This window comes from Microvirga terricola, from assembly GCF_011777495.1.
Taxonomy (GTDB): Bacteria; Pseudomonadota; Alphaproteobacteria; order Rhizobiales; family Beijerinckiaceae; genus Microvirga; species Microvirga terricola.
The window spans coordinates 465,927-485,189 of record NZ_JAATJS010000001.1 but is presented as its reverse complement, the minus strand read 5'-3'; the positions used below and the strand labels follow the sequence as shown (position 1 = coordinate 485,189).

At 62.7% G+C, this 19,263-nt stretch carries 20 protein-coding genes, 1 tRNA gene and 1 pseudogene; 12 read left to right on the top strand and 10 right to left on the bottom strand.

Annotation, left to right across the window (positions count from 1 at the left end):
- Nucleotides 1-118: 118 nt before the first annotated feature.
- From HB375_RS02305 to HB375_RS02290, 4 genes are all read left to right on the top strand, one after another.
- Nucleotides 119-631: a GNAT family N-acetyltransferase gene (locus tag HB375_RS02305; protein ID WP_167671328.1), complete on the top strand. Its 513-nt coding sequence runs from the start codon at nt 119-121 to the stop codon at nt 629-631.
- 237 nt (nt 632-868) lie between these two features.
- Nucleotides 869-1,900: an aspartate-semialdehyde dehydrogenase gene (locus tag HB375_RS02300; RefSeq protein WP_167671327.1), complete on the top strand. Its 1,032-nt coding sequence runs from the start codon at nt 869-871 to the stop codon at nt 1,898-1,900.
- Between the two features lie 121 nt (nt 1,901-2,021).
- Nucleotides 2,022-2,936, top strand: a complete 915-nt coding sequence (locus HB375_RS02295; RefSeq protein ID WP_167671326.1) for a DUF2167 domain-containing protein — start codon at nt 2,022-2,024, stop codon at nt 2,934-2,936.
- 335 nt (nt 2,937-3,271) lie between these two features.
- Complete coding sequence (locus HB375_RS02290; RefSeq protein ID WP_167671325.1) at nt 3,272-3,988, top strand: site-2 protease family protein; 717 nt, start codon at nt 3,272-3,274, stop codon at nt 3,986-3,988.
- Between the two features lie 6 nt (nt 3,989-3,994).
- Here the strand turns inward: HB375_RS02290 and HB375_RS02285 are convergent, their stop codons facing one another.
- Nucleotides 3,995-4,660 carry a carbonic anhydrase gene (locus HB375_RS02285; RefSeq protein ID WP_167671324.1) on the bottom strand — a complete coding sequence of 222 codons (666 nt, stop codon included), beginning with the start codon at nt 4,658-4,660 and terminating at the stop codon, nt 3,995-3,997.
- 185 nt (nt 4,661-4,845) lie between these two features.
- Between HB375_RS02285 and HB375_RS02280 the strand changes: the two genes are divergently transcribed.
- Both HB375_RS02280 and HB375_RS02275 read left to right on the top strand, forming a co-directional pair.
- Nucleotides 4,846-5,481, top strand: coding sequence for a LysE family translocator (locus HB375_RS02280; RefSeq protein ID WP_167671323.1), 636 nt, complete (start codon nt 4,846-4,848; stop codon nt 5,479-5,481).
- A 95-nt stretch (nt 5,482-5,576) separates the two neighbouring features.
- Nucleotides 5,577-5,987 (top strand): VOC family protein, encoded by a 411-nt coding sequence (locus HB375_RS02275; RefSeq protein WP_167671322.1) that lies wholly within the window; start codon nt 5,577-5,579, stop codon nt 5,985-5,987.
- A 46-nt stretch (nt 5,988-6,033) separates the two neighbouring features.
- Here the strand turns inward: HB375_RS02275 and HB375_RS02270 are convergent, their stop codons facing one another.
- From HB375_RS02270 to HB375_RS02260, 3 genes and pseudogenes are all read right to left on the bottom strand, one after another.
- On the bottom strand, nt 6,034-7,560 hold the full coding sequence (locus tag HB375_RS02270; protein WP_167671321.1) for a calcium-binding protein: 1,527 nt from the start codon (nt 7,558-7,560) through the stop codon (nt 6,034-6,036).
- Nucleotides 7,561-8,018: 458 nt separating this feature from the next.
- A complete protein-coding gene (locus tag HB375_RS02265) occupies nt 8,019-8,975 on the bottom strand; it encodes a threonine/serine dehydratase (protein ID WP_205800041.1) in 957 nt (318 codons plus the stop codon).
- A gap of 102 nt (nt 8,976-9,077) precedes the next feature.
- Nucleotides 9,078-9,743 (bottom strand): annotated as a pseudogene (locus HB375_RS02260) (DUF429 domain-containing protein); the annotation flags it as partial.
- Between the two features lie 82 nt (nt 9,744-9,825).
- Here HB375_RS02260 and HB375_RS02255 point away from each other — a divergent pair.
- The gene (locus HB375_RS02255) at nt 9,826-10,707 is read left to right on the top strand and encodes an HpcH/HpaI aldolase/citrate lyase family protein (RefSeq protein WP_167671320.1); all 882 of its coding nucleotides are present in this window, start codon (nt 9,826-9,828) and stop codon (nt 10,705-10,707) included.
- Nucleotide 10,708: 1 nt separating this feature from the next.
- On the opposite strand, the gene HB375_RS02250 is transcribed toward HB375_RS02255, so the two are convergent.
- From HB375_RS02250 to HB375_RS02235, 4 genes are read right to left on the bottom strand one after another with little or no spacing between them, the layout of a single operon-like run.
- Entirely contained in the window at nt 10,709-10,915 is a 207-nt protein-coding gene (locus HB375_RS02250) for a Trm112 family protein (RefSeq protein WP_167671319.1), read from the bottom strand.
- A gap of 12 nt (nt 10,916-10,927) precedes the next feature.
- Nucleotides 10,928-11,599 (bottom strand): LON peptidase substrate-binding domain-containing protein, encoded by a 672-nt coding sequence (locus HB375_RS02245; protein ID WP_167671318.1) that lies wholly within the window; start codon nt 11,597-11,599, stop codon nt 10,928-10,930.
- A gap of 26 nt (nt 11,600-11,625) precedes the next feature.
- Complete coding sequence (gene trxA, locus HB375_RS02240; protein ID WP_167671317.1) at nt 11,626-12,531, bottom strand: thioredoxin; 906 nt, start codon at nt 12,529-12,531, stop codon at nt 11,626-11,628.
- A gap of 52 nt (nt 12,532-12,583) precedes the next feature.
- Nucleotides 12,584-13,111: a prolyl-tRNA synthetase associated domain-containing protein gene (locus HB375_RS02235; protein WP_167671316.1), complete on the bottom strand. Its 528-nt coding sequence runs from the start codon at nt 13,109-13,111 to the stop codon at nt 12,584-12,586.
- 150 nt (nt 13,112-13,261) lie between these two features.
- Between HB375_RS02235 and HB375_RS02230 the strand changes: the two genes are divergently transcribed.
- Nucleotides 13,262-13,336: transfer RNA gene (locus tag HB375_RS02230), tRNA-Gly, on the top strand.
- A 145-nt stretch (nt 13,337-13,481) separates the two neighbouring features.
- Nucleotides 13,482-15,263 (top strand): ABC transporter ATP-binding protein, encoded by a 1,782-nt coding sequence (locus HB375_RS02225; protein ID WP_167671315.1) that lies wholly within the window; start codon nt 13,482-13,484, stop codon nt 15,261-15,263.
- 39 nt (nt 15,264-15,302) lie between these two features.
- On the opposite strand, the gene HB375_RS02220 is transcribed toward HB375_RS02225, so the two are convergent.
- Both HB375_RS02220 and HB375_RS02215 read right to left on the bottom strand, forming a co-directional pair.
- Nucleotides 15,303-16,025, bottom strand: coding sequence for a fused DSP-PTPase phosphatase/NAD kinase-like protein (locus HB375_RS02220; RefSeq protein WP_167671314.1), 723 nt, complete (start codon nt 16,023-16,025; stop codon nt 15,303-15,305).
- A 104-nt stretch (nt 16,026-16,129) separates the two neighbouring features.
- The gene (locus tag HB375_RS02215) at nt 16,130-16,804 is read right to left on the bottom strand and encodes a calcium-binding protein (protein WP_167671313.1); all 675 of its coding nucleotides are present in this window, start codon (nt 16,802-16,804) and stop codon (nt 16,130-16,132) included.
- A gap of 422 nt (nt 16,805-17,226) precedes the next feature.
- Here HB375_RS02215 and HB375_RS02210 point away from each other — a divergent pair, with 422 nt between their 5' ends.
- The 3 genes from HB375_RS02210 to HB375_RS02200 all read left to right on the top strand — a co-directional run bounded on the left by HB375_RS02210 (nt 17,227) and on the right by HB375_RS02200 (nt 19,254).
- Nucleotides 17,227-17,508, top strand: a complete 282-nt coding sequence (locus HB375_RS02210; RefSeq protein ID WP_167671312.1) for an acyl carrier protein — start codon at nt 17,227-17,229, stop codon at nt 17,506-17,508.
- Between the two features lie 157 nt (nt 17,509-17,665).
- Complete coding sequence (locus HB375_RS02205) at nt 17,666-18,127, top strand: 3-hydroxyacyl-ACP dehydratase FabZ family protein (RefSeq protein ID WP_167671311.1); 462 nt, start codon at nt 17,666-17,668, stop codon at nt 18,125-18,127.
- Complete coding sequence (locus HB375_RS02200) at nt 18,127-19,254, top strand: beta-ketoacyl-ACP synthase (RefSeq protein ID WP_167671310.1); 1,128 nt, start codon at nt 18,127-18,129, stop codon at nt 19,252-19,254. Before HB375_RS02205 ends, HB375_RS02200 begins: the two co-directional genes overlap by 1 nt.
- Nucleotides 19,255-19,263 lie beyond the last annotated feature (9 nt).

Sequence of the window (19,263 nt, the reverse complement as noted above, 5' to 3'; positions counted from 1 at the left end):
CGTTGGCGATTTCATGGGCGGGATTGTTCTAGCGTAGCGTTGGCGCGGCATCGAAAGCTTTCGCTAAGCAACGTGAATTAAAGGTTACCGCGGCCCGCCGCATCTTAACGAGGCAAACATGCTTCCGCTTCATATCCGTCTTGCTGCCATCGAGGATGCGCCCGACGTCGCGGCGATGGTCCGGGCCGTTGACCTGCACTATGTCGGGCCGGAGGTTGCGCGGCCCATCGAGCCGACGCTTGCCATGGTCGAGCAGTCGATGCGCGAGACCGAAGGCACGCGCTATGCCCTGGCCTTTCTCGACGGACGCGCGGTGGGCCTTGCCTGTTTCGCGATTCTACGGCCCGGTTTCCGGCTCTCGGGGCTTCTTTTCGTGAAGGAGCTTTTTGTCGCCGAGGAGGCGCGAGGCCGCACTATTGGCGAAGCTCTGATGCACTGGCTTGCGGATCATGCCCGCGAACGCGGCGCCACCCGCATCGATCTCACGACCGACGCCGGCAACTACGGCGCGCAGGCGTTTTACGAGCGGCTCGGCGCGACGAGGCAGGACAAGGTCTTCTACCGCTTCAACCTCTCGTCGGATGTGCTGACAGGCGAGGGAATCCGCCAGGACACGCAAGAGAGCGCTTGACGAAAGCTGGCCTTTGGTGTGTTTCTGCCAGACCGAACCCGAAGCGGGTTTCGGATGGACGAAGGCTATGACGCTGCTCACCCACACGACGAGCAAAACGAAAACCGTCACGACGGTCGTGAAAACGACCGGCGCCTAAGCCTCGTCGTCCCCGGTCCTCTCTCCCGTCGGGGCGAGAGGCGACACCCGAAAAGGGTCACCATATCTCCCGGGGAGAGCGACAACAGGAGAAGTCCAATGGGTTACAAGGTTGCTGTCGTCGGCGCGACGGGCAATGTGGGCCGCGAGATGCTTGGCATTCTCGCCGAGCGCGCCTTCCCCGCCGATGAGGTGGTGGCGCTGGCCTCCCGCCGCAGCCAGGGTGTCGAGGTGTCTTTCGGCGACAAGACGCTGAAGACGAAGGCGCTCGACACGTATGACTTCTCCGATGTTGATCTCTGCCTCATGTCGGCCGGCGGCGAAGTTTCCAAGGAATGGTCGCCCAAGATCGCGGCGCAAGGCGCGGTGGTGATCGATAACTCCTCCGCCTGGCGCTACGACCCGGAGGTGCCGCTGGTGGTGCCGGAGGTGAATGCCGAGGCCGTCCGCGCGATGAAGAAGGGCATCATCGCCAACCCGAATTGCTCGACCGCACAGCTCGTCGTCGCGCTCAAGCCTCTGCATGACCGCGCTACGATCAAGCGCGTGGTGGTCGCGACCTATCAGTCCGTCTCCGGCGCCGGCAAGGACGGCATGGACGAACTCGACCGTCAGACCAAGGCGCTCTACTCGCTCCAGGACGTGCAGGAAAAGAAGTTTCCCAAGCGCATCGCCTTCAACCTCATCCCCCACATCGACGTGTTCATGGAGGACGGGTACACGAAGGAAGAGTGGAAGATGATGGCGGAGACCAAGAAGATTTTGGATCCGAAGATCAAGCTCACCGCTACTTGCGTGCGCGTACCGGTCTTCATCAGCCATTCGGAAGCGGTGAACGTGGAATTCGAGAAGCCGATCACGGCGGATGAGGCGCGCGATATCCTGCGTGCCGCGCCCGGCATCGTCGTCATCGATAAGCGCGAGCCCGGCGGTTACATCACGCCGCACGAGGCGGCCGGTGAGGACGCGACCTACATCTCCCGCATCCGTGAGGACATCACGGTCGAGAATGGCCTGTCCTTCTGGTGCGTGTCCGACAACCTGCGCAAGGGCGCGGCCCTCAATGCGATTCAGATCGCGGAGTCGATGGTCAATCGCGGATTGCTGCCGTCGAAGAAGAAGGCAGCCTAAAGACGGACCTGACATTACGGAACGACCAAAAGGCGGCTCTCAAGCCGCCTTTTTTGTTGCGGGGTTCGCCCCAAAGTTGCAGAACCATTACAACGAAATAATGTTCTAATTGGGGGCTGCTGTGTTCGTCCGGTTTTCTCGTCTCGGCCTCTTGGGCCTCCTCCTCCTGATCCTCGCCATGCCCTCCGCAGGCATCGCTCAGACGAGCGCCACGCCATCGATCGAGGAGCAGCAGAAGACCGCGGCGGCGAATGCGGAAAAGGTTGCCAAGGCAGGTCCTGTCCAAGTGGCGCTTTCGACCCAGGCCGTTTTGAACCTCCCGGCGGGGTATCGTTTTATTCCGGTGCCGGAGGCCGGTGACCTTCTGCGGTCCTGGGGCAATCGTCCGTCGCAGGATCTCCTTGGAGTCATCGTATCCGACGGCGAGGGCGACTGGTTTGTTATCGCTCGCTTCATCCCGGCGGGCTATATCAAGGACGACGACGCCAAGAACTGGAACGTTGATGAATTGCTGACCAGCCTGCGCGAGGGAACCGAGGAAACGAACAGGGAACGGCGCGAGCGCGGCTTCAGCGAACTCGAACTGAAGGGTTGGATCGAGCGGCCGGACTACGATGCCGCGACGCATCGTCTGGTCTGGTCGGTGCTCGGCGTGAAAAAGAACGCTCCCGACCCCGATGGATCCGTCAATTACAACACCTACATGCTCGGCCGCGAAGGCTACATCAGCCTGAACTTCGTGACGACGCAAGCTATGATCGCGGGCGAGAAGAAGTTCGCGAAGGAACTCTTGGCCGCCGTCTCCTTCACCGACGGCAAGGCCTACGGGGATTTCAATGCCTCGACCGACCGTGTCGCCGAATACGGGCTTGCCGCTCTGGTCGGCGGCGCGGTGGCGAAAAAACTTGGCTGGTTGGCGCTTCTCGGCGCGTTCGCCGCGAAGTTCGCCAAAATCATCTTCGTGGGATTCGCGGCCCTCGCCGCCGCCATCGGCAAGTTCTTCCGCCGTGGCGGGTCAAAGAACCCTCAGGGTTGAACCGATGGGTCGCGCCCCCCTTTCGGGGCCGCGACCCCGCAGGTTATCGCGACGCGCGTTAACCATCCGTTTCTTCGGCGGGAAAGATCGCGGTGCGGCGACTTCTACGGAACAACGTCAAAAATGTGGCCTAAATTGGCGTTTTTCTGTTGCAGATCTCGAGGGGATGCTGTTATCGGTTGAAAGGAAATATTATTTCGTCGGTGGTTGACATGCCCAAGCGCCTTTTTCGGCTCGCACTCTGCGCCTTTCTCGTCGGCGTCGGCATGTCCTGCTCGACCTACTCATAGGCTCGGCGCAACGCTCCCTTTCAGCGCAGTCGTAACCCCTTCTCAATGAAGCTGATTCTCCTTCTTCTCGCTGGTCTCAAGTTCGGAAAGATCTTCACGACCGGCGGCACCATGCTGATCTCCGTCGCGGCTTATGCCTTGGTCTACGGCTGGTGGTATGCGGCCGGTTTCGTCGGCCTGCTCTTCATCCACGAGATGGGTCACTACATTGCCGCCCGCCAACGCGGCCTTGCGGTCGGCGCGCCGACTTTCATCCCCTTCGTCGGCGCCTGGATCGAGCTGAAAGAGCAGCCGATGGATGTGGAAACGGAAGCCCATGTCGCCATCGCGGGGCCGTTCTATGGAGCGCTGGCGGCCTTCGCGGTGTATTTCTGGGCACGGTCGGAGGAGAGCCAACTGCTCCTCGCCATCGCCTATTCGGGCTTTTTCCTCAACCTGATCAATCTCTTGCCGGTGTCTCCGCTCGATGGCGGGCGGATCACGGCCATCATCTCACCGCGGGTCTGGCTTTTGGGCGCGCCGCTGATGCTGGGGCTTCTGATCTATCGTCCGAGCCCGGCCCTGCTTCTGGTCGCGCTTCTCGCCGCGCCGCAGGTCTGGCGGGCCTGGAACTACGATCCCTCAGCTGAGGAAAATCGCGCGTATTACGACGTGCCCAACCGGGTGCGGTTCGAATACGGCGTGATCTATCTCGGCCTCACAGCCGTGCTCGGCCTCATGACCTATTCCGTGCATGAGATGCTGGTGACGCGCAGCTTCTAAAACCGCTTACGAGCAGCGGATCCGCGCGATGCGGTCCGGCATGTCCTCGACCGCCGGCTTGAAGTCACCCGTTTCCGGATCGCGGACCATCAGGACGCCGGTGGCGACGCCGAAATACGCACCGTGGAGCTGAAGCTTCCCGCGTTCCGTCAGGATGCGGACGCAAGGGAACGTCATCAGGTTCGTCAGGCTGTTCTCGATGGCGGCGTATTCCAGCTTGGTCTGATATTCGACCGGATCGCCCGTGCGCGGGCCGAGCTTTTCGGCGGCAGGCGCGATCAGGTTCATCCAGCGACCGATGAAATCGCCCGGTGACAGCGGGGCGCTGTCGTCGGCGAAGGCGCGGATGCCGCCGCACCGAGCGTGGCCGAGAACGACGATGTGCTTCACCCGCAGGGCCTGCACTGCGAACTCGAGCGCCGCCGAGGTGCCGTGGTAGTCGCCGCCCGTCTCATAGGGGGGCACGAGGTTCGCCACATTGCGGACCACGAACAATTCGCCCGGGCTGGCGTCAAAGATCACCTCCGGCGAGACGCGGCTGTCGCAGCAGCCGATCACCATGATTTCCGGCGATTGCCCTTTCTCGGCGAGCTGCTCGTAGCGCCCCTTCTCGCGAGCGAAGCGCTCGTCGAGGAAGCTGCGATAGCCGTCCGTGAGGCGGGGTGGAAACATGGCGGGCTCCTTATCTGCGGTCCCTCCAGAAGCACTTTCCGGTCCGATGAGCAACGCTTCTTGACGCATTTCGATGCACGACCGCGCAACAATGTCCTTGTGTGATGGCTCGCATTCTCAAAACTGATTGGATTTTTGAGACTCCGACATGGTGTTGTCGGCCCAACTCGAAAAGGGGCCGCCTGATGGTCGTCGACACCACGAATCCCATTGCCTTCGGGCTCGTTGCGCTCGGCATGGTTCTCACGCCCGGTCCCAACATGATCTATCTGATTTCCCGCTCGATCTGTCAGGGGCGGGTGGCGGGCTTGATCTCGCTCGGCGGCGTCGCGCTCGGGTTCATCTTTTACATGCTGTGCGCGGCTTTCGGCATCACCTCGCTCGTCTTCGCCGTGCCGTATGCCTATGACGCGCTGCGGCTGACCGGAGCGGCCTATCTCCTCTACCTCGCCTGGCAGGCCCTGAAGCCGAATGGCCGTTCGCCATTCCAGGTCAGGCAACTGCCGCAGGACAGCAACCGCAAGCTTTTCACCATGGGGTTGGTGACGAACCTTCTGAACCCCAAGGCCGCGATGCTCTATCTCTCCCTGCTGCCGCAATTCATCGACCCGTCGAAGGGGCATGTGCTGGCGCAGTCGATCACCCTCGGCTCGACCCAGATCGCCATCAGCGTCACCGTCAACGCCATGATCGCCATCACGGCCGGCACCATCGCCGCGTTTCTGGCGCGCAATCCCCGCTGGATCACGGCGCAGCGTTGGCTCATGGGCACGGTCCTGGGCGGCCTCGCCGTGCAGATGGCCATTGAAGCGAAGAGGTAGACGGGGCGGCTCCTGAGAGGGAGAGCGGTTGCGAGTTCGCAACGGCTGCGGGCATAGTCTCCTATCCGCGAAAGCGTCAGCGAACGGAGCCCACGATGCAGATGAACCCCTATCTCATTTTCGACGGCCGCTGCGAGGCGGCCTTCAAGTTCTACGCGACCTGTTTCAAGGGCGAGATCGTCGCCATGATTCCCCATCGCGGCACCCCGGCGGCGGAGCACGTGCCGCAGGAATGGCAAGACAAGATCATGCACGCCCGCCTCGTTGCCGGCGACAACGTGCTGATGGGCTCCGACGCGCCGCCCGACCGTTACGAGGGAACGAGGGGCTTCTCCGTCAGTATTAACACCGACGATCCGACTGAGGCGGAGCGCATCTTTCATGCGCTGGCGGAAAACGGAGAGGTACGGATGCCGATCCAGGAAACCTTCTGGGCCCGCCGTTTCGGCATGTTGGTCGATCAGTTCGGAATCCCGTGGATGGTAAACTGCCAGAAGCCCGCCTGATCAGCGACGGCACGCGACCTAAGCCGCGTGCCGCGCAGACATGGTTTTAAGCGAACCAGAAATCGCTTGCTTTCAGATTCGTCACACCGGCGACGGTGATATCGTTGTTTGTGTCGAAATGAATGATGCTCTTGCCGCCGCCGCTATCGATGTTCAAATCGGAGAAACCGTGAATATTGTTCGCGGCAAGAGCGGTCAGATCGATCTTGTCTTTGCCATTCTCAAAGTCGCGGATCGTATCGTGTCCGTTCGATGAGGCGAAGACAAACGCGTCAGCACCGGCTCCGCCGAAGAACATGTCATCTCCGGTTCCGCCGACCAAGGTGTCCTTTCCCGCTCCACCATCCAGGACGTTTCCAGTGCCGCCGACGACCGTCAGCCGATCGTCGCCGCTGCCGCCCTTCAGGAAACTTGCACCTATCGAGCCTGGTGCGACCGTTGCCAAGAGAGTGTCGGTTCCCGAACCGCCATCGAGATGATTCTCGGCTCGGAGAGTTCCCGAACTCGAGCTCATGGAAATGAATGCCTCCAGGCGATCATTGCCACAGCCGCCATTCAGGATGTTTGATACATCGAAATCGGACGCAGAGCTGCCTTCGATGCGCGCCGTCAGCACGTCTTTCCCGTCACCCCCTTCAAGATGATTCATCGCCTTGACGACGACGCCCTTCACCATGGACACGGCTTTGAGAACATCATTTCCCCGCCCGCCGTCCAGATTGCTGGTGACGTCTGTGATGGAATTCATGCCGGTGGAATGGGACGCTTCCAGCCTATCGTTGCCGTCACCGCCCCACAGTTCGTTGAGGCCGACCGGAACCCGGGAGTTGGAGTTCGTTTCGTTGACCGCCCGCAGGATGTCATCGCCGCTGCCGCCGTAAAGGGAGTTTGACACCAGCCGCGTCCCGTTAGCCTGGCCGATGGCGGTCGCTTCAAGGATATCGTTGCCCGCACCTCCCTTGAGAATGTTGATGGCGGTGGCGTTGGATCCATTGAACTCCGTCAACGCGGAGGCTGTAATGCGATCGTTGCCCTCGCCGCCATCGATGGAATTCTGGGCGAAATTGTCGGCGAGAGCGCCACGGGCATCCGCGACGGCATTGATGACGTCATTGCCGCCGCCACCGATGATGTCGGTCTTGACGGTCACATCCGCAAAGACGGGCTGCGAGACTTTCGCGATGGCGTTGATCGTATCTTTGCCGCTCCCGCCATCGAGGAACACCTCTGCGGTCAGGATTCTTTCCTTGCCGGTCACGTCGCCGCCTTGAAGGGTCACGGTCGCGTTGAGGGTGTCGTTGCCCGCGCCCCCGATTTGGACAGCGATGCCGTGGACGGGGTTCGCGTCTTGCAGAGGAACAAGAAGGTCGGTGGTCAACCGATCGTCACCCTTGCCGCCAATCAGTGCGGTTCTGTTCGACGTGCTGCTCAAGACGTCGTTGCCGCCGCGTCCGAACACCACATCGCCGTCAGCCTGCGCGGCAAGCGTATCGTTGTGCGGGGTGCCGACGATCACGTGGTTGATTGGCGCAATGAGGGAAAGCCAATCGAGCGTCGACTTGTGATGGGACATTGCTCGACCTTTCATATCGTTGGAATTCGCCATCTTCCGTTCTCCTTGGTGCTGCCAACATCCTCCCAAACGGACTTGGGCGATCGCGCTTAGATCTCAAGTGAAGATGGACCACGCAAAATCGAATACACGCCGGATGCAATGCCGCTGGGGCTGTGCCGGCGAATCGGGCCCGGACTAATGTGAACTTGAATGAAACTGCGTCCGTTAGAAGTTTGGGTGTTGCGTGAATTTAAGTGGTTCAACGAGCGGAAGCGGGACAGCAGGCTGTGCGATGGGGTATTGCCTGCGGTTGAATGATCCGCGCGCCGGTCTTCGCCGATTGCAGTTTATCGGCGGTACAAATTCAACCGATCTTAGGGGGTACCGGGCGTCCCCGGGCGGCGATTATGGAAATGTTGCACCGGCTGTGGCTTGCTAAGCTCTGCAACCTTGATCGCCACCTGTTCGATCACTTTTCACGCAAAGCTTTTCACCGCATCGTCAAGTTTGGCGAGTTCCACATTCGCGCCGCAAAGCAAAATGCCGATCCGTTCGCCGGAAGCGGGTTTGTAGGCGCCTGAGGTAAGCGCGGCCAAAGCCGTTGCGCCGCCGGGCTCGGAAGCGATGCGCCAGTCGCGCCAGAGCTGGGCCTGTGCATCGCGGATGGCGTCGTCGGTGACGAGCGCCACGTGGTCGACGGCTTCGCGGCAGATCGCATAGACGAGTTCGCCCGCGCTGCGCGCACCGAGCGAGTCGGCAGCGACGGATTGCACGTCCACATCGACGGGGCGTCCCGCCTCGAGCGCGGCGTGGAGCGCACGGGAGCCCTCCGGCTCGACGCCGACCACCTTGACCCGGCCCGCCCACCAGCTTGCGACGCCGGAAATCAACCCGCCGCCGCCGACCGCGACAAGAACCGTATCGAGGGCAGGAGCATCCGCCTCCCATTCGCGCGCCAGCGTGCCCTGGCCGGCGATGGTGGTGTCGGCATCGAACGGGTGAACGCGGAGCGCGCCGCTTTCCGCCACATAGCGGTCGCAAGCCGCTTGCGCATCCGCATAGCGCGCGCCGCCGATGACGACCTCGGCCCCGTGGGAGCGGATGACGGCGATCTTGGCCGGGCTCGAAATCTCCGGCACGAAGATGCGGGCCTTTGCTCCGAGCTGCTTGGCCGCATAGGCCACCGCCGCCCCGTGATTGCCGCCGGACGCCGCCGCGATGCCGGCCGCCGGCACGGGCTTCGACAACAGCGTGTTGAAGGCGCCGCGCGTCTTGAACGAGCCCGCATGCTGCAAGAATTCCAGCTTCAGGCTCACCGGCCCGCCGTGGCCGAAGGCCCCGGGCAGGGTCCAGGCCGGTGTGTGGCGGATATGCGCCGCGATGCGGGTGTGGGCGGCTTCGATATCGGCGCGGGTGATGGTGGGGTTTGCCAAAATTTTAGAAAATCCTGACTCAGAGGGGCGGGAAGGCGACGCTTGGTCTGGCTCGAAGCTCCAAATAGCAGCAGGCAAGCCAAAATCGTCGCGCTCGGGGGGATTAGGATAGGGCTTTCCTCGCCCGAGGGCTATTTGTTCAGCAACAACCAAAGCCGCCAGCGCGTCAAGCAGATCATCGATCTTTGCTCCATTTGGCGGTGCTAGCTCGACTATTCGACTTGGAATGCCGCCCTTGCGCAAAAGCGCCCGCCGCAGATCGATGCCAGCTTGGGTTCTCTTCGTGTCAGATAGCGAAAGTTGCCCATTCATCGTCCGAAACGCCACCTCTGGGTGGACTTCATACACCCGCTCACAAAGATGAGGACTCTCCCGAAGCAGGGAGTCGATCTGTCGGATCCGTGGAAAAATCGCGTTCGCAACGGGCGAAGGGGCAAATGGTTGAAGCCCCGTTCGGGCGAGATCAATCGCGGAAGAATAGTCACTCGCATAGACGACAGGCCTTGTAGATGTCGGGAACACTGAATTCCTCAGAGGCCCGAGCAACGGACGCACCATCTCCTCGGCCTTTCGCCCCAGTCTACCGACTTGGTTAGGGAGCCCGATCGGCATGTCCATTGCGATGACAACAGGATTTTCTTTGCAATCGATCACTGCTGCAAAGGCGGACTCAATCCGAATTTCGATGCGCTCTGGAAAGTCGAGGTCGCGAAAAGCAACGATCCAACCATTCTTGCAGCCGTCCACGCCGGCGACCCAACGTCCCATGATTCGCTCCTGCTAGCTTGTGCCAGCATATATTCTCGTTGAAGGTTGAGGTTGTTCGATATTTTGCTTTGGAGGTCTGGCCATGACCCCGATTCGTCCCCGCCGCAGCGCGCTTTACATGCCGGGCTCCAATGTCCGGGCGCTTGAGAAGGCGCGAACGCTTGCGGCGGACACGCTGATCTTCGATCTGGAGGACGCCGTCGCGCCCGACATGAAGGTCTCGGCACGCGAACGAGTCTGCGATGCGGTGCGCAGCGGCTATGGGTCGCGCGAGGTGGTGGTGCGGATCAACGCGCTCGACACGCCCTGGGGCGAGGCCGATCTGATCGCGGTCGCCAGCGCCGCGCCGGATGCGGTCCTCGTCCCAAAAGTCTCCTCGGCCGAGACGCTGGTTGCCATCGGCACGCGGTTGCGGCGGTTCGGCGCGCCGGAACGCACGCGGGTCTGGGCGATGATCGAGACGCCGCTCGCCATTCTGGAAGCCCGCTCCATCGCCAGTGCCGCGCATGACGTGGATACGCGCCTGTCCTGCTTCGTCATGGGCACGAACGATCTTGCGAAAGACACGCGCACCCGCCTTCTGTCCGGTCGCGCGGCGATGATGCCCTGGCTGATGACGGCGCTCGCGGCGGCGCGGGCCTATGGCATCGACATTCTCGACGGTGTTTACAACGCGCTGTCGGACGAAGAGGGTTTTCGCGCCGAATGCGAGCAAGGCCGCGATTGGGGTTTCGACGGCAAGACGTTGATTCATCCCAACCAGATCGAAACCGCAAATACAGTCTTCGCGCCGACGCCTGCCGAGGTTGAATCCGCCCGCGCCATCATCGCCGCCTTCGAGCGACCCGAGAACGCGCATAAGGGCGCGGTTGCCGTCGACGGCAGGATGGTCGAGCGGCTTCACGCGGAGATGGCCAAGCGTGTGCTGGCGCTGGCGGCGGCGATTGGGGAGCGAGGCTTCTAGCTCAATCGGTGAGCGGCCGCGCTTCCTCCGGCAGCATGATCGGGATGCCGTCGCGGATCGGATAGGCGAGCTTCGCCCGGCGCGAGATGAGCTCCTGGCGCACGGGATCGTAGTCGAGCGATTCCTTGGTCAGCGGGCAGACCAGAAGTTCGAGAAGTTTTGGGTCGATGCGCGTCGGGTCGACAATGTGGGAGGCGTCGTCGGTCATGTCCTGCGATTCCTATTGCATCGGCGTGTCGGATGTCACGCCGCCGCGCGCCAATTCGATTTCGGTCAGCGCGATCAGCACCTCCGCGCGCCTCTTGAGATTGGGTGCTTCCAACAACGCCTGTTTCTCACGCACGCCGAAGGGACTCATCATGCACAGCGCGTTGACGAGGGCCTCGTTCGGCGCCTCCTCGATGCCGCGCCAATCGACGCGCACATCTGCCGCCTCCACGAAATCGCGCAGCGCCTTCACGACGCCCTCGCGGTCGACGTCGTTCTCGCCCGCGCGAGCGACGAAATCCGCGGCGAACGGCTCGAAATCGACATGGCATTGGCGGTAGAGGGCCGCGGAGGTCTTTTCTTCCTCGACGCGGAAGCGCGAGATTCCGACGAGCGTGATGAGATAGCGCCCGTCGCCCGTCTCGGCGAACTGCGTGATCCGCCCCGCGCAGCCCACATGATAGAGCCTGGGCACGAGCGCCGTGCCGCCGCCGTCAGCATCAGGTTGCACCATGCCGATGACGCGCTCACCGCGCAAAGCATCGTCCACCATCGCGAGATAACGCGGCTCGAAGATGTTGAGCGGAATCTGTCCGCGCGGCAGCAGAAGCGCGCCCGGAAGCGGGAAGACCGGAATAACCGTGGGGCAATCCGCTGGCCCTCGGTAAACCGCATTCATTCCCATTCCGATCTCCTAAAAGGTGGAGTCTGTCATGCAAACAGGATCGAGGACAATCTCCGGCGTCCTGTCAGCGTCATCTCGTCCGTCGGGCCCCAGGCTTCGAAGAACTGGACGAGCTGCTTGCGCGCGCCGTCATCGTTCCAATTGCGGTCGCGACGCGCGATTTCAAGGAGGTGATCGAGCGCTTCCTCGCGCCGTCCGCGCGCGTTGAGTGCGAGCGCGAGATCGAAGCGCGCCTGATGATCGAGCGCGTTCGCCTCCACCTTGCGTACGAGTTCCGCGACATCGCCGAGCGACTCGGCCTGTTCGGCGAGTTCGATGGCGGCGCGCGCGCCGAGAATCGCGGGGTCGGTCGCCTTGGCGGCGGGCGCGGCGTCGAGCAGGCGCTTCGCGCCCTCAAGATCGCCCACATCCACATGCAGCTTCGCCAGGGCGGCGAGAGCAGCGACGTTTTCCGGCTCTTGCGCCAGCACGGCGGCGTAAAGCTCGGCCGCGGCACCGGCATCGCCGTTCGCCGCAGCCTGCGCTGCTTCCGCCATCAATTCATCGACGGCGGTCGGGCCGAGCGGGCCGACGAGGCGCTCGATGAATGTCTTGATCTGGCTTTCCGGCAGCGCGCCCATGAAGCCGTCGACCGGCTGGCCGCGCTGGAAGGCGAAGACGGCGGGAATCGATTGCACGCCGAGCTGGCCCGCGATCTGCGGGTGCTCGTCGATGTTCATCTTGACGAGCTTCACCTTGCCGCCCGCATCCTGCACGGCCTTTTCGAGCACGGGGGTGAGCTGCTTGCAGGGTCCGCACCAGGGCGCCCAGAAATCGACGAGCACCGGCTGCTTCATCGATTCGGTCAGCACGTCCTGACGGAACGTGGCCGTCGTCGTGTCCTTCACGAGGTCGTTGGGAGAAGTCCCGGGGGAGGGCGTGTCGGCGAGCATGTTTTCCTCGGATGCGATCGTGAAGGACTTTAGTCGATTCCTAGATGGGGGGTCAGGAGGCGTCTGGCAATTCTGGCGGCGGTTCGGGCAGGCGCATGATCAGGGGATCGTGTCCGGTGGAGCGCAGAAACCGTACCAGATCCTCGCGCGAGACGCCGGTCGTCATGGAATTGATGAGCGGGTGACAATTCACGCGCTCATGCTCCATCAGGTTGGCGTCGAGAACCATCGTAACCTGCTTCTCCGTGTCGTTGGCGACCGCAAACGGCGTCACCGAGCCGGGCTCGACGCCAAGCACGGTTCGCAGCTGCTCCGCCGAGCAGAAGGAGAGGCGGCCCGACGCGCCGATGGCCTCATGGGTCCGCTTGAGGTCGATGGCGGTCTCGTGCTGGGCCGTGATGAGGAAAAGCCGGCCCTTCTTGTCCTTAACGAACAGATTCTTGGCGTGAGCGCCCGGAATCTGCGCCTTCACATGGCGCGATTCGGCAACCGTGAAGACCGGCTCGTGCTCCACCGTCTCGGCGGGAATGCCGAGTTCGGCGAGACGCTCCAGAAGCTCTTGCGGGGACAGATGGGCCAAGGCGATCAAACTCCACACGACACAAGGGCTTCTAACGGTCTGCTTCATTGCCCTCAAGCGGCCTGCGAAAAAGTTCTGAGCGACCCTCTTGCAATGTGAATCGATTTGGGGCAAATGAGCGGCCTCGCAACGGCGCAAGCGCCGCGGAGCGCGGGTGTAGCTCAGGGGTAGAGCACAACCTTGCCAAGGTTGGGGTCGAGGGTTCGAATCCCTTCGCCCGCTCCAATTTCCAAACAATGTTTGGATTTGCAAAAACCGCCTTCGGGCGGTTTTTTGCTGTTTGGGCGCCACGAGGCCCGCCGCGCCAAGTTTGCCCCTCCGGGCTCCCCATGCTACCGCCACCGGCAGTCAGACGCAGAAGTTGGTTACTATGGCCCGCAAAAGCCTCTTTCGGGGCGATACCCTTCCCCTGATCCGCCGCCTGTGGCGGGACTGGATGCGTCCCCATGCGCGGACGTTGGCGCTGGTGCTCGTCCTGGTCACTTTGGTTTCGGGGGCGACGGGGCTTTATCCGGTGCTGATCAAGGAGGCTTTCGACGCCTTTTCGGTCAAGGACCAGACGGCGATCTATCTGGGGCCGCTTTTCGTCATCGCGGTAACTTCGGTGAAGGGCTTTTCGCTCCTCGCCCTGACGATTCTGACCAACAAGGTGGTGACGAAGATCGAGGCGGACATGCAGACCGCCCTCTACGGCCACATGATCGGGGCGGATCTTGCCCAGATCGGCCGCGAGAGCCCGGCGGCGCTGACCCAGCGCTTCACCACCGATTTTCTCTTCATCAAGGAGGCGCTGACACGCCTCTCCACGGTCTTCCTGCGCGAAGTCACGACCATCATCGCGCTCATCGGCGCGATGCTCTGGATCGATCCGGTGTTGACGCTGGTTGCGGGCGCCACGGTGCCGTTCATCGCGCACCCTATCGGCAAGATCGGCAAGAAGCTGCGCCGGGTGGCGATCTCGACGCAGGAGCAGACCGGGCAGATGGCTAGCCTGATCACGGAAAGCCTCGCCGGCACGCGCATCGCCAAGACCTATGGGCTCGAAGGCTATCTCAGAGGCAAAGCGGCCAACACCTTCGACGAGGTGCGCAAGCTCAAGATGAAGGCTGCCAATGCACGTGGGCGGCTCGACCCGTTGCTCGAGGCGGGCGGCGGTTTTGCGGTGGCGGCGGTTCTCGTGCTCATCGGTCAGCGCATCGTCTCCGGCGGCAGCACGGTCGGCGACTTCACGGGCTTCGTCTCTGCCCTGATCCTCGCAGCACAGCCCATCCGCGCGCTCGGCAACCTCAATGCCATCGTGCAGGAGGCGGCGGCGGCGCTTCAACGCACCTTCGACGTGATGGACGAGAAGCCGCAAATCACCGACCGGCCGGGCGCGAAGCCGCTCGTCGTGTCGGGCGGTGAAATCCGGTTTGCGAATCTAGGCTTCTCCTATCGCGACGACGTCGTGGCGCTGAACGGCATCGATCTCGTGGCCGAGGCGGGCCGCACCACCGCACTCGTCGGGCGCTCGGGCTCGGGCAAGTCGACGCTGATCTCTCTTGTGCCGCGTCTTTACGACGTCACCGAGGGTGCGGTGCTCATCGACGGACAGGACGTGCGCGACGTGACATTAAAGAGTCTACGCGCCGCCATCGCGGTGGTGAGCCAGGACGTGGTGCTCTTCGACGATACGGTGCGCGCCAACATCGCCTTCGGACGGCCGGACGCTTCGGAGGAGGAGATTGTGGCTGCGGCGAAGGCGGCGGCGGCGCATGACTTCATCATGAAGATGCCGGAGGGCTACGACACGCTGGTCGGTCCCGGCGGCGGCCGCCTGTCGGGCGGTGAGCGCCAGCGTGTGTCGCTCGCCCGCGCGTTCTTGAAGAATGCGCCGATCCTGCTTCTCGACGAGGCGACGAGCGCGCTCGACTCGGAATCGGAAAGCCTCGTGCAGGAAGCGGTGAGAAAGCTCATGCAGGGCCGCACGACCCTCGTGATCGCCCACCGGTTGTCGACCGTGCGCGATGCGGACCGGATCGTGGTGATGGAGGCCGGACGCATCATCGAGACGGGCTCGCACGACATGCTGGTATCGAACGGCGGCACCTATGCCCGCCTGCACCGACTGCAGCTCTCCAACGACGCGGAGCCTGCTACGCCCGCCGCATGACCTTGCCGAAAAACCGGTTCCCACTTTTTCGGGTCATGCTCATTCCCGCCGCATGATGCGGTCGACCAGAAGGTTCGACCAGAAGCCGGGGCGGAACTCCCGCTCGAGGACTTGCGGGTCGTAGTGCTTGTCGACCCAGGTCATGAAGGGGATTCCCTTCGCTTCGCCGTCGCGACGATAGGCTTCGAAGAACGCATCCAGAATGCCGGTCTTCGAGAATCGGAAATGACCGTAGCGGACGGAGAGCTGTCCCAGTGCCTCGTCGACGGTCTTGCCTTCGTGCACGATCAGATAGAGCGCCGCCACGAAGCCGGCCCGGTCTGCGCCCGACTTGCAGTGCATGATCGCCGGATAGGCGATGGTGTCGAAAAAATCCTTGGTCGTGAGCAGCGTTTCCCGGCTCGGGGCCTCGCGTGAGCGCACGATGAACTCGGCGAGGTGAACGCCGAGCCTGGCGCAGGTCTCCTTCTGAAGCTGCCAGGAGCCGTGCTCCCGCCCGCCGCGCAGGTTGATGATGGTGCGCACGCCCTCGGCCTTCAACCGCGCGATCTGGTGGGGCGCGGGCTGCGCCGAGCGCCAGAGTCGATCCGACACCCGGTGCCTGTTGAGATAGACGAGGCGGAAAACCCCATGATCGACCAGAAGCATGTTGGCCCAGGCGCGCATGCGCCCCGCCCCGCCCTCGATGGGGCGGTCCCAGCGGGCGATGCGGGCCATGCGCCGGGCGTAGCGCACTTCGGGCTTGAGGAGCCGGTTGAACACGTCGTTCCGATCAGCAGGTCGCGTTGAGAAAAATTCGCGTCCTTATCGACGATGGGCGCGAATTAATCAATCGAAGGGCGCGACGAGGGGCGACTCCCGCTGGGTCAGATGACGAGGAAATCGGCCTTGGTCAGAGCGAGCCCCGCCTTGAGCCTGGCGAACAGGATCTGTGGCGCTTCCCCGACCCCGTCAGGATCGTAGGAGAGATAGCCCGTGGCCTTGTCATAGATGATGCGATCCTCGGCGGTGTGTGCCGCGGTACCGGTCCAGAAGGCGGTTTCCGAAAGAATCCCCGCGGGCAGTATGGTGAAAATCGCCTGCCTCAAGTGGATCGTGTCGTCCTTCACGTTGAAGTCGCGGATCAAGTCGACGTTGTTCGCCCGGTCGAGCGCCGTGCTGAACACGAAGACGTCCTTCCCCGCGCCGCCGTTCAGGGTGTCGTTGTCGCCGCCGCCGTTGAGGATGTCGTCCCCGGCCCCGCCATAGAGTTTGTCGTTGCCGCTCTCGCCGGTGAGGTAGTCGTTGCCGCCATTGCCGTAGAGGACGTCGTCGCCATTCCAGCCGTAATAGGCATTGCTCTCGCTTCCGCCCTTCAGCACGTCCCGGCCTTCACCACCGTAATAAGGGCTGTAGGTCTTGCCGCGCGGAATGCCAGAAAAAGTCGGGAAGCCGGGCGCGAGTGCCTGTACGTTGAAAGCAGCCGCGTAGTCGACCACAACATGAGGCGTTACATCCGGAATCGTCACCGCAAACGCCGATTCGTCAGGAAAATTTACCATAACGACGATCCATGAAAGGAGCTTTCAAGGCTCAAGCCGAACTCGAAGATCTTCTCGAGGCCGTTGAAGCCAAACTTTGCATAGGATCGTTATTGAATAACATATAATCTTGCAAGGATATACTATCATGAAGAGGTCAGGCGAATATCTCTTCGGCAATCGGTGGTTTTGAAGGGCGAATTAACTCGCCCCGAGGTGCCGAAACCTCTGCGGATTTTGCAGGCATGCCCCAGAGGAAATCGGGGTTTGGTCGCCTAATGGTAGAGGGGCCAGCTTATCCTATCAGTTGCCGCTTGGCCGCCGCTCGTGTAAGGGGTGCCTTTCGAGACAACCCTCTTTGACGTAAAGAGCGGTCTGAGACCGGGCGCCAGCCCCGCCACCGCCGCACCGTCGAGACCACGCATTTGCAGGAGAGCGGCGCTATGTCGTCCACCTTTGAGACCGTCGCCGGAATCATTTCCGAGACCGCCGACATTCCGCGCGACCAGATCACGCCGGAAAGCCACGCCATCGACGATCTCGGCATCGACTCGCTGGCCTTCCTCGACATCGCGTTCGCCATCGACAAGGCCTTCGGCATCAAGCTGCCGCTGGAGCAGTGGACGCAGGAAGTGAACGAGGGCAAGGCTCCGGCCGAGGAATACTTCGTTCTGAAGAACCTCGTGGCGCGCATTGAAGCGCTGATCGCCGCCAAGGCCGCTTAACAACTCTCAAGACCCATCCCGGCGAGCTGGCCTTCGGCCGGCTCGGAGAGGCGATCCATCAAGAACTCCCCTTCGTGGATTCCGATCCCCTGATTGACCCCGGCCGGGCGACATGGGTTCATTGGGCTGGTTCACAAGGATTGAGTTCGGGTACCGGATGCGCCTCGAATATTTTGAAATGATCGACCGGGTGACGCTTCTCGACCGCGAGGCGAAGCGCATCGAGGTGTCATCCACCGTGCCGATGGAAAGCCCCGTCTTCGAGGGGCATTTTCCCGGCCATCCGCTCGTCCCGGGCGTCCTGCTCACCGAGACCATGGCCCAGGCCTCCGGTTACCTCGTGCTGGGCGTCATGAACTTCACCCACATGCCGTTCCTGATGGGCGTCGACAAGGCGCGCTTCCGCACCTTCGTCGGGCCGGGTACTGTCCTCACGGTCACCGCCCAACTGGAGCATGAAGGCTCCGGCTACGCGGTGACGAAGGCCAAAATCGCCGCCGAGGGTAAGCCGATCTGCGATGCGGAATTGCGGTTCAGGATCATGCCCTTCCCGGAGGGCATGGACGGCTTGATGCGCGCACAGGCGCGCCGCATCGGCCTGTTGACGGAGAATGCGTAATGCGTGACGTCGTCGTAACCGGCATCGGTCTCATCTCCTGCGCGGGCGAGGGGGTCGAGGCCCATCTCGCCGCTCTCAAGAGTGGCGCGGCGCCCCGCACGGATATCGAGACCTTCGCGCCCTATCCGGTGCACCCCGTCGCGCAGCCGGATTACGACAAGCAGATCGCCAAAAAGGCCGACCAGCGGCAGATGGAGCCCTGGCAGAAGCTCGGATGCTTTGCTGCCGGCCTCGCGCTCGAATCGGCGGGCGTGAAGGACGACGCGGACCTGAAGAGCCGCATGCATCTCGTCGTCGCCGCCGGCGGCGGCGAGCGCGATTATGCGGTCGACGGGCAGATCCTGACCGGCCTGCGCTCCGCCGACAATCCCGGCGTGTTTCTCAACGAACGCCTGATGAGCGACCTGCGTCCGACGCTGTTTCTGGCGCAGCTCTCCAATCTGCTTGCGGGCAACATCTCCATCGTTCACGGCGTCACCGGCGCTTCGCGCACTTTCATGGGCGAGGAATCGAGCGGCATCGACGCGCTGCGCGTGGCGCAGGCCCGCATTGCGTCGGGCCAGAACGATATCTTTCTCGTCGGCGGCGCATACAACGCCGAGCGGCCCGATGCATTGCTGATCTACGAAATGGGCGGCTTTCTCTGGAAGAAGCCGCATCGCCCGGTCTGGGACCGTCCCGCTGATGGCGGTGGCCTCATTCTGGGCAGCGGCGCGTGCTTCCTCGTTCTCGAATCGCGTGAACATGCCACGGCGCGCGGCGCGACGGCTTTTGCGGCTATCACCGGTGTCACGTCGGACCGTCATCGGCGCAACGCCGGCAGCGTCGGCGAGAAGCTGCGCGCACAGGCTGCGGTGCTTGGCGCGAAGCCTGATGTGGTGCTCTCCGGCGCAACCGGCGTGAAGGGCATCACCGAAGACGAACAGGCCGCGCTGAAAGCTCTCGCACCGAACGCCGCCATCCACGCGACGGCCGATCTCATTGGGCACACCATGGAGGCGCAGGCGCCGGCAGGCGTGGCGCTCGCGGCGGCCTTGATTGCGAAGGGCGAGGCCTCCGACGCGCTGGTCACGTCCGTGGGCCATTGGCGCGGCGAGGGTGCCGTGCGAGTCACCAAGGCGGGTTGAGGAGGAACG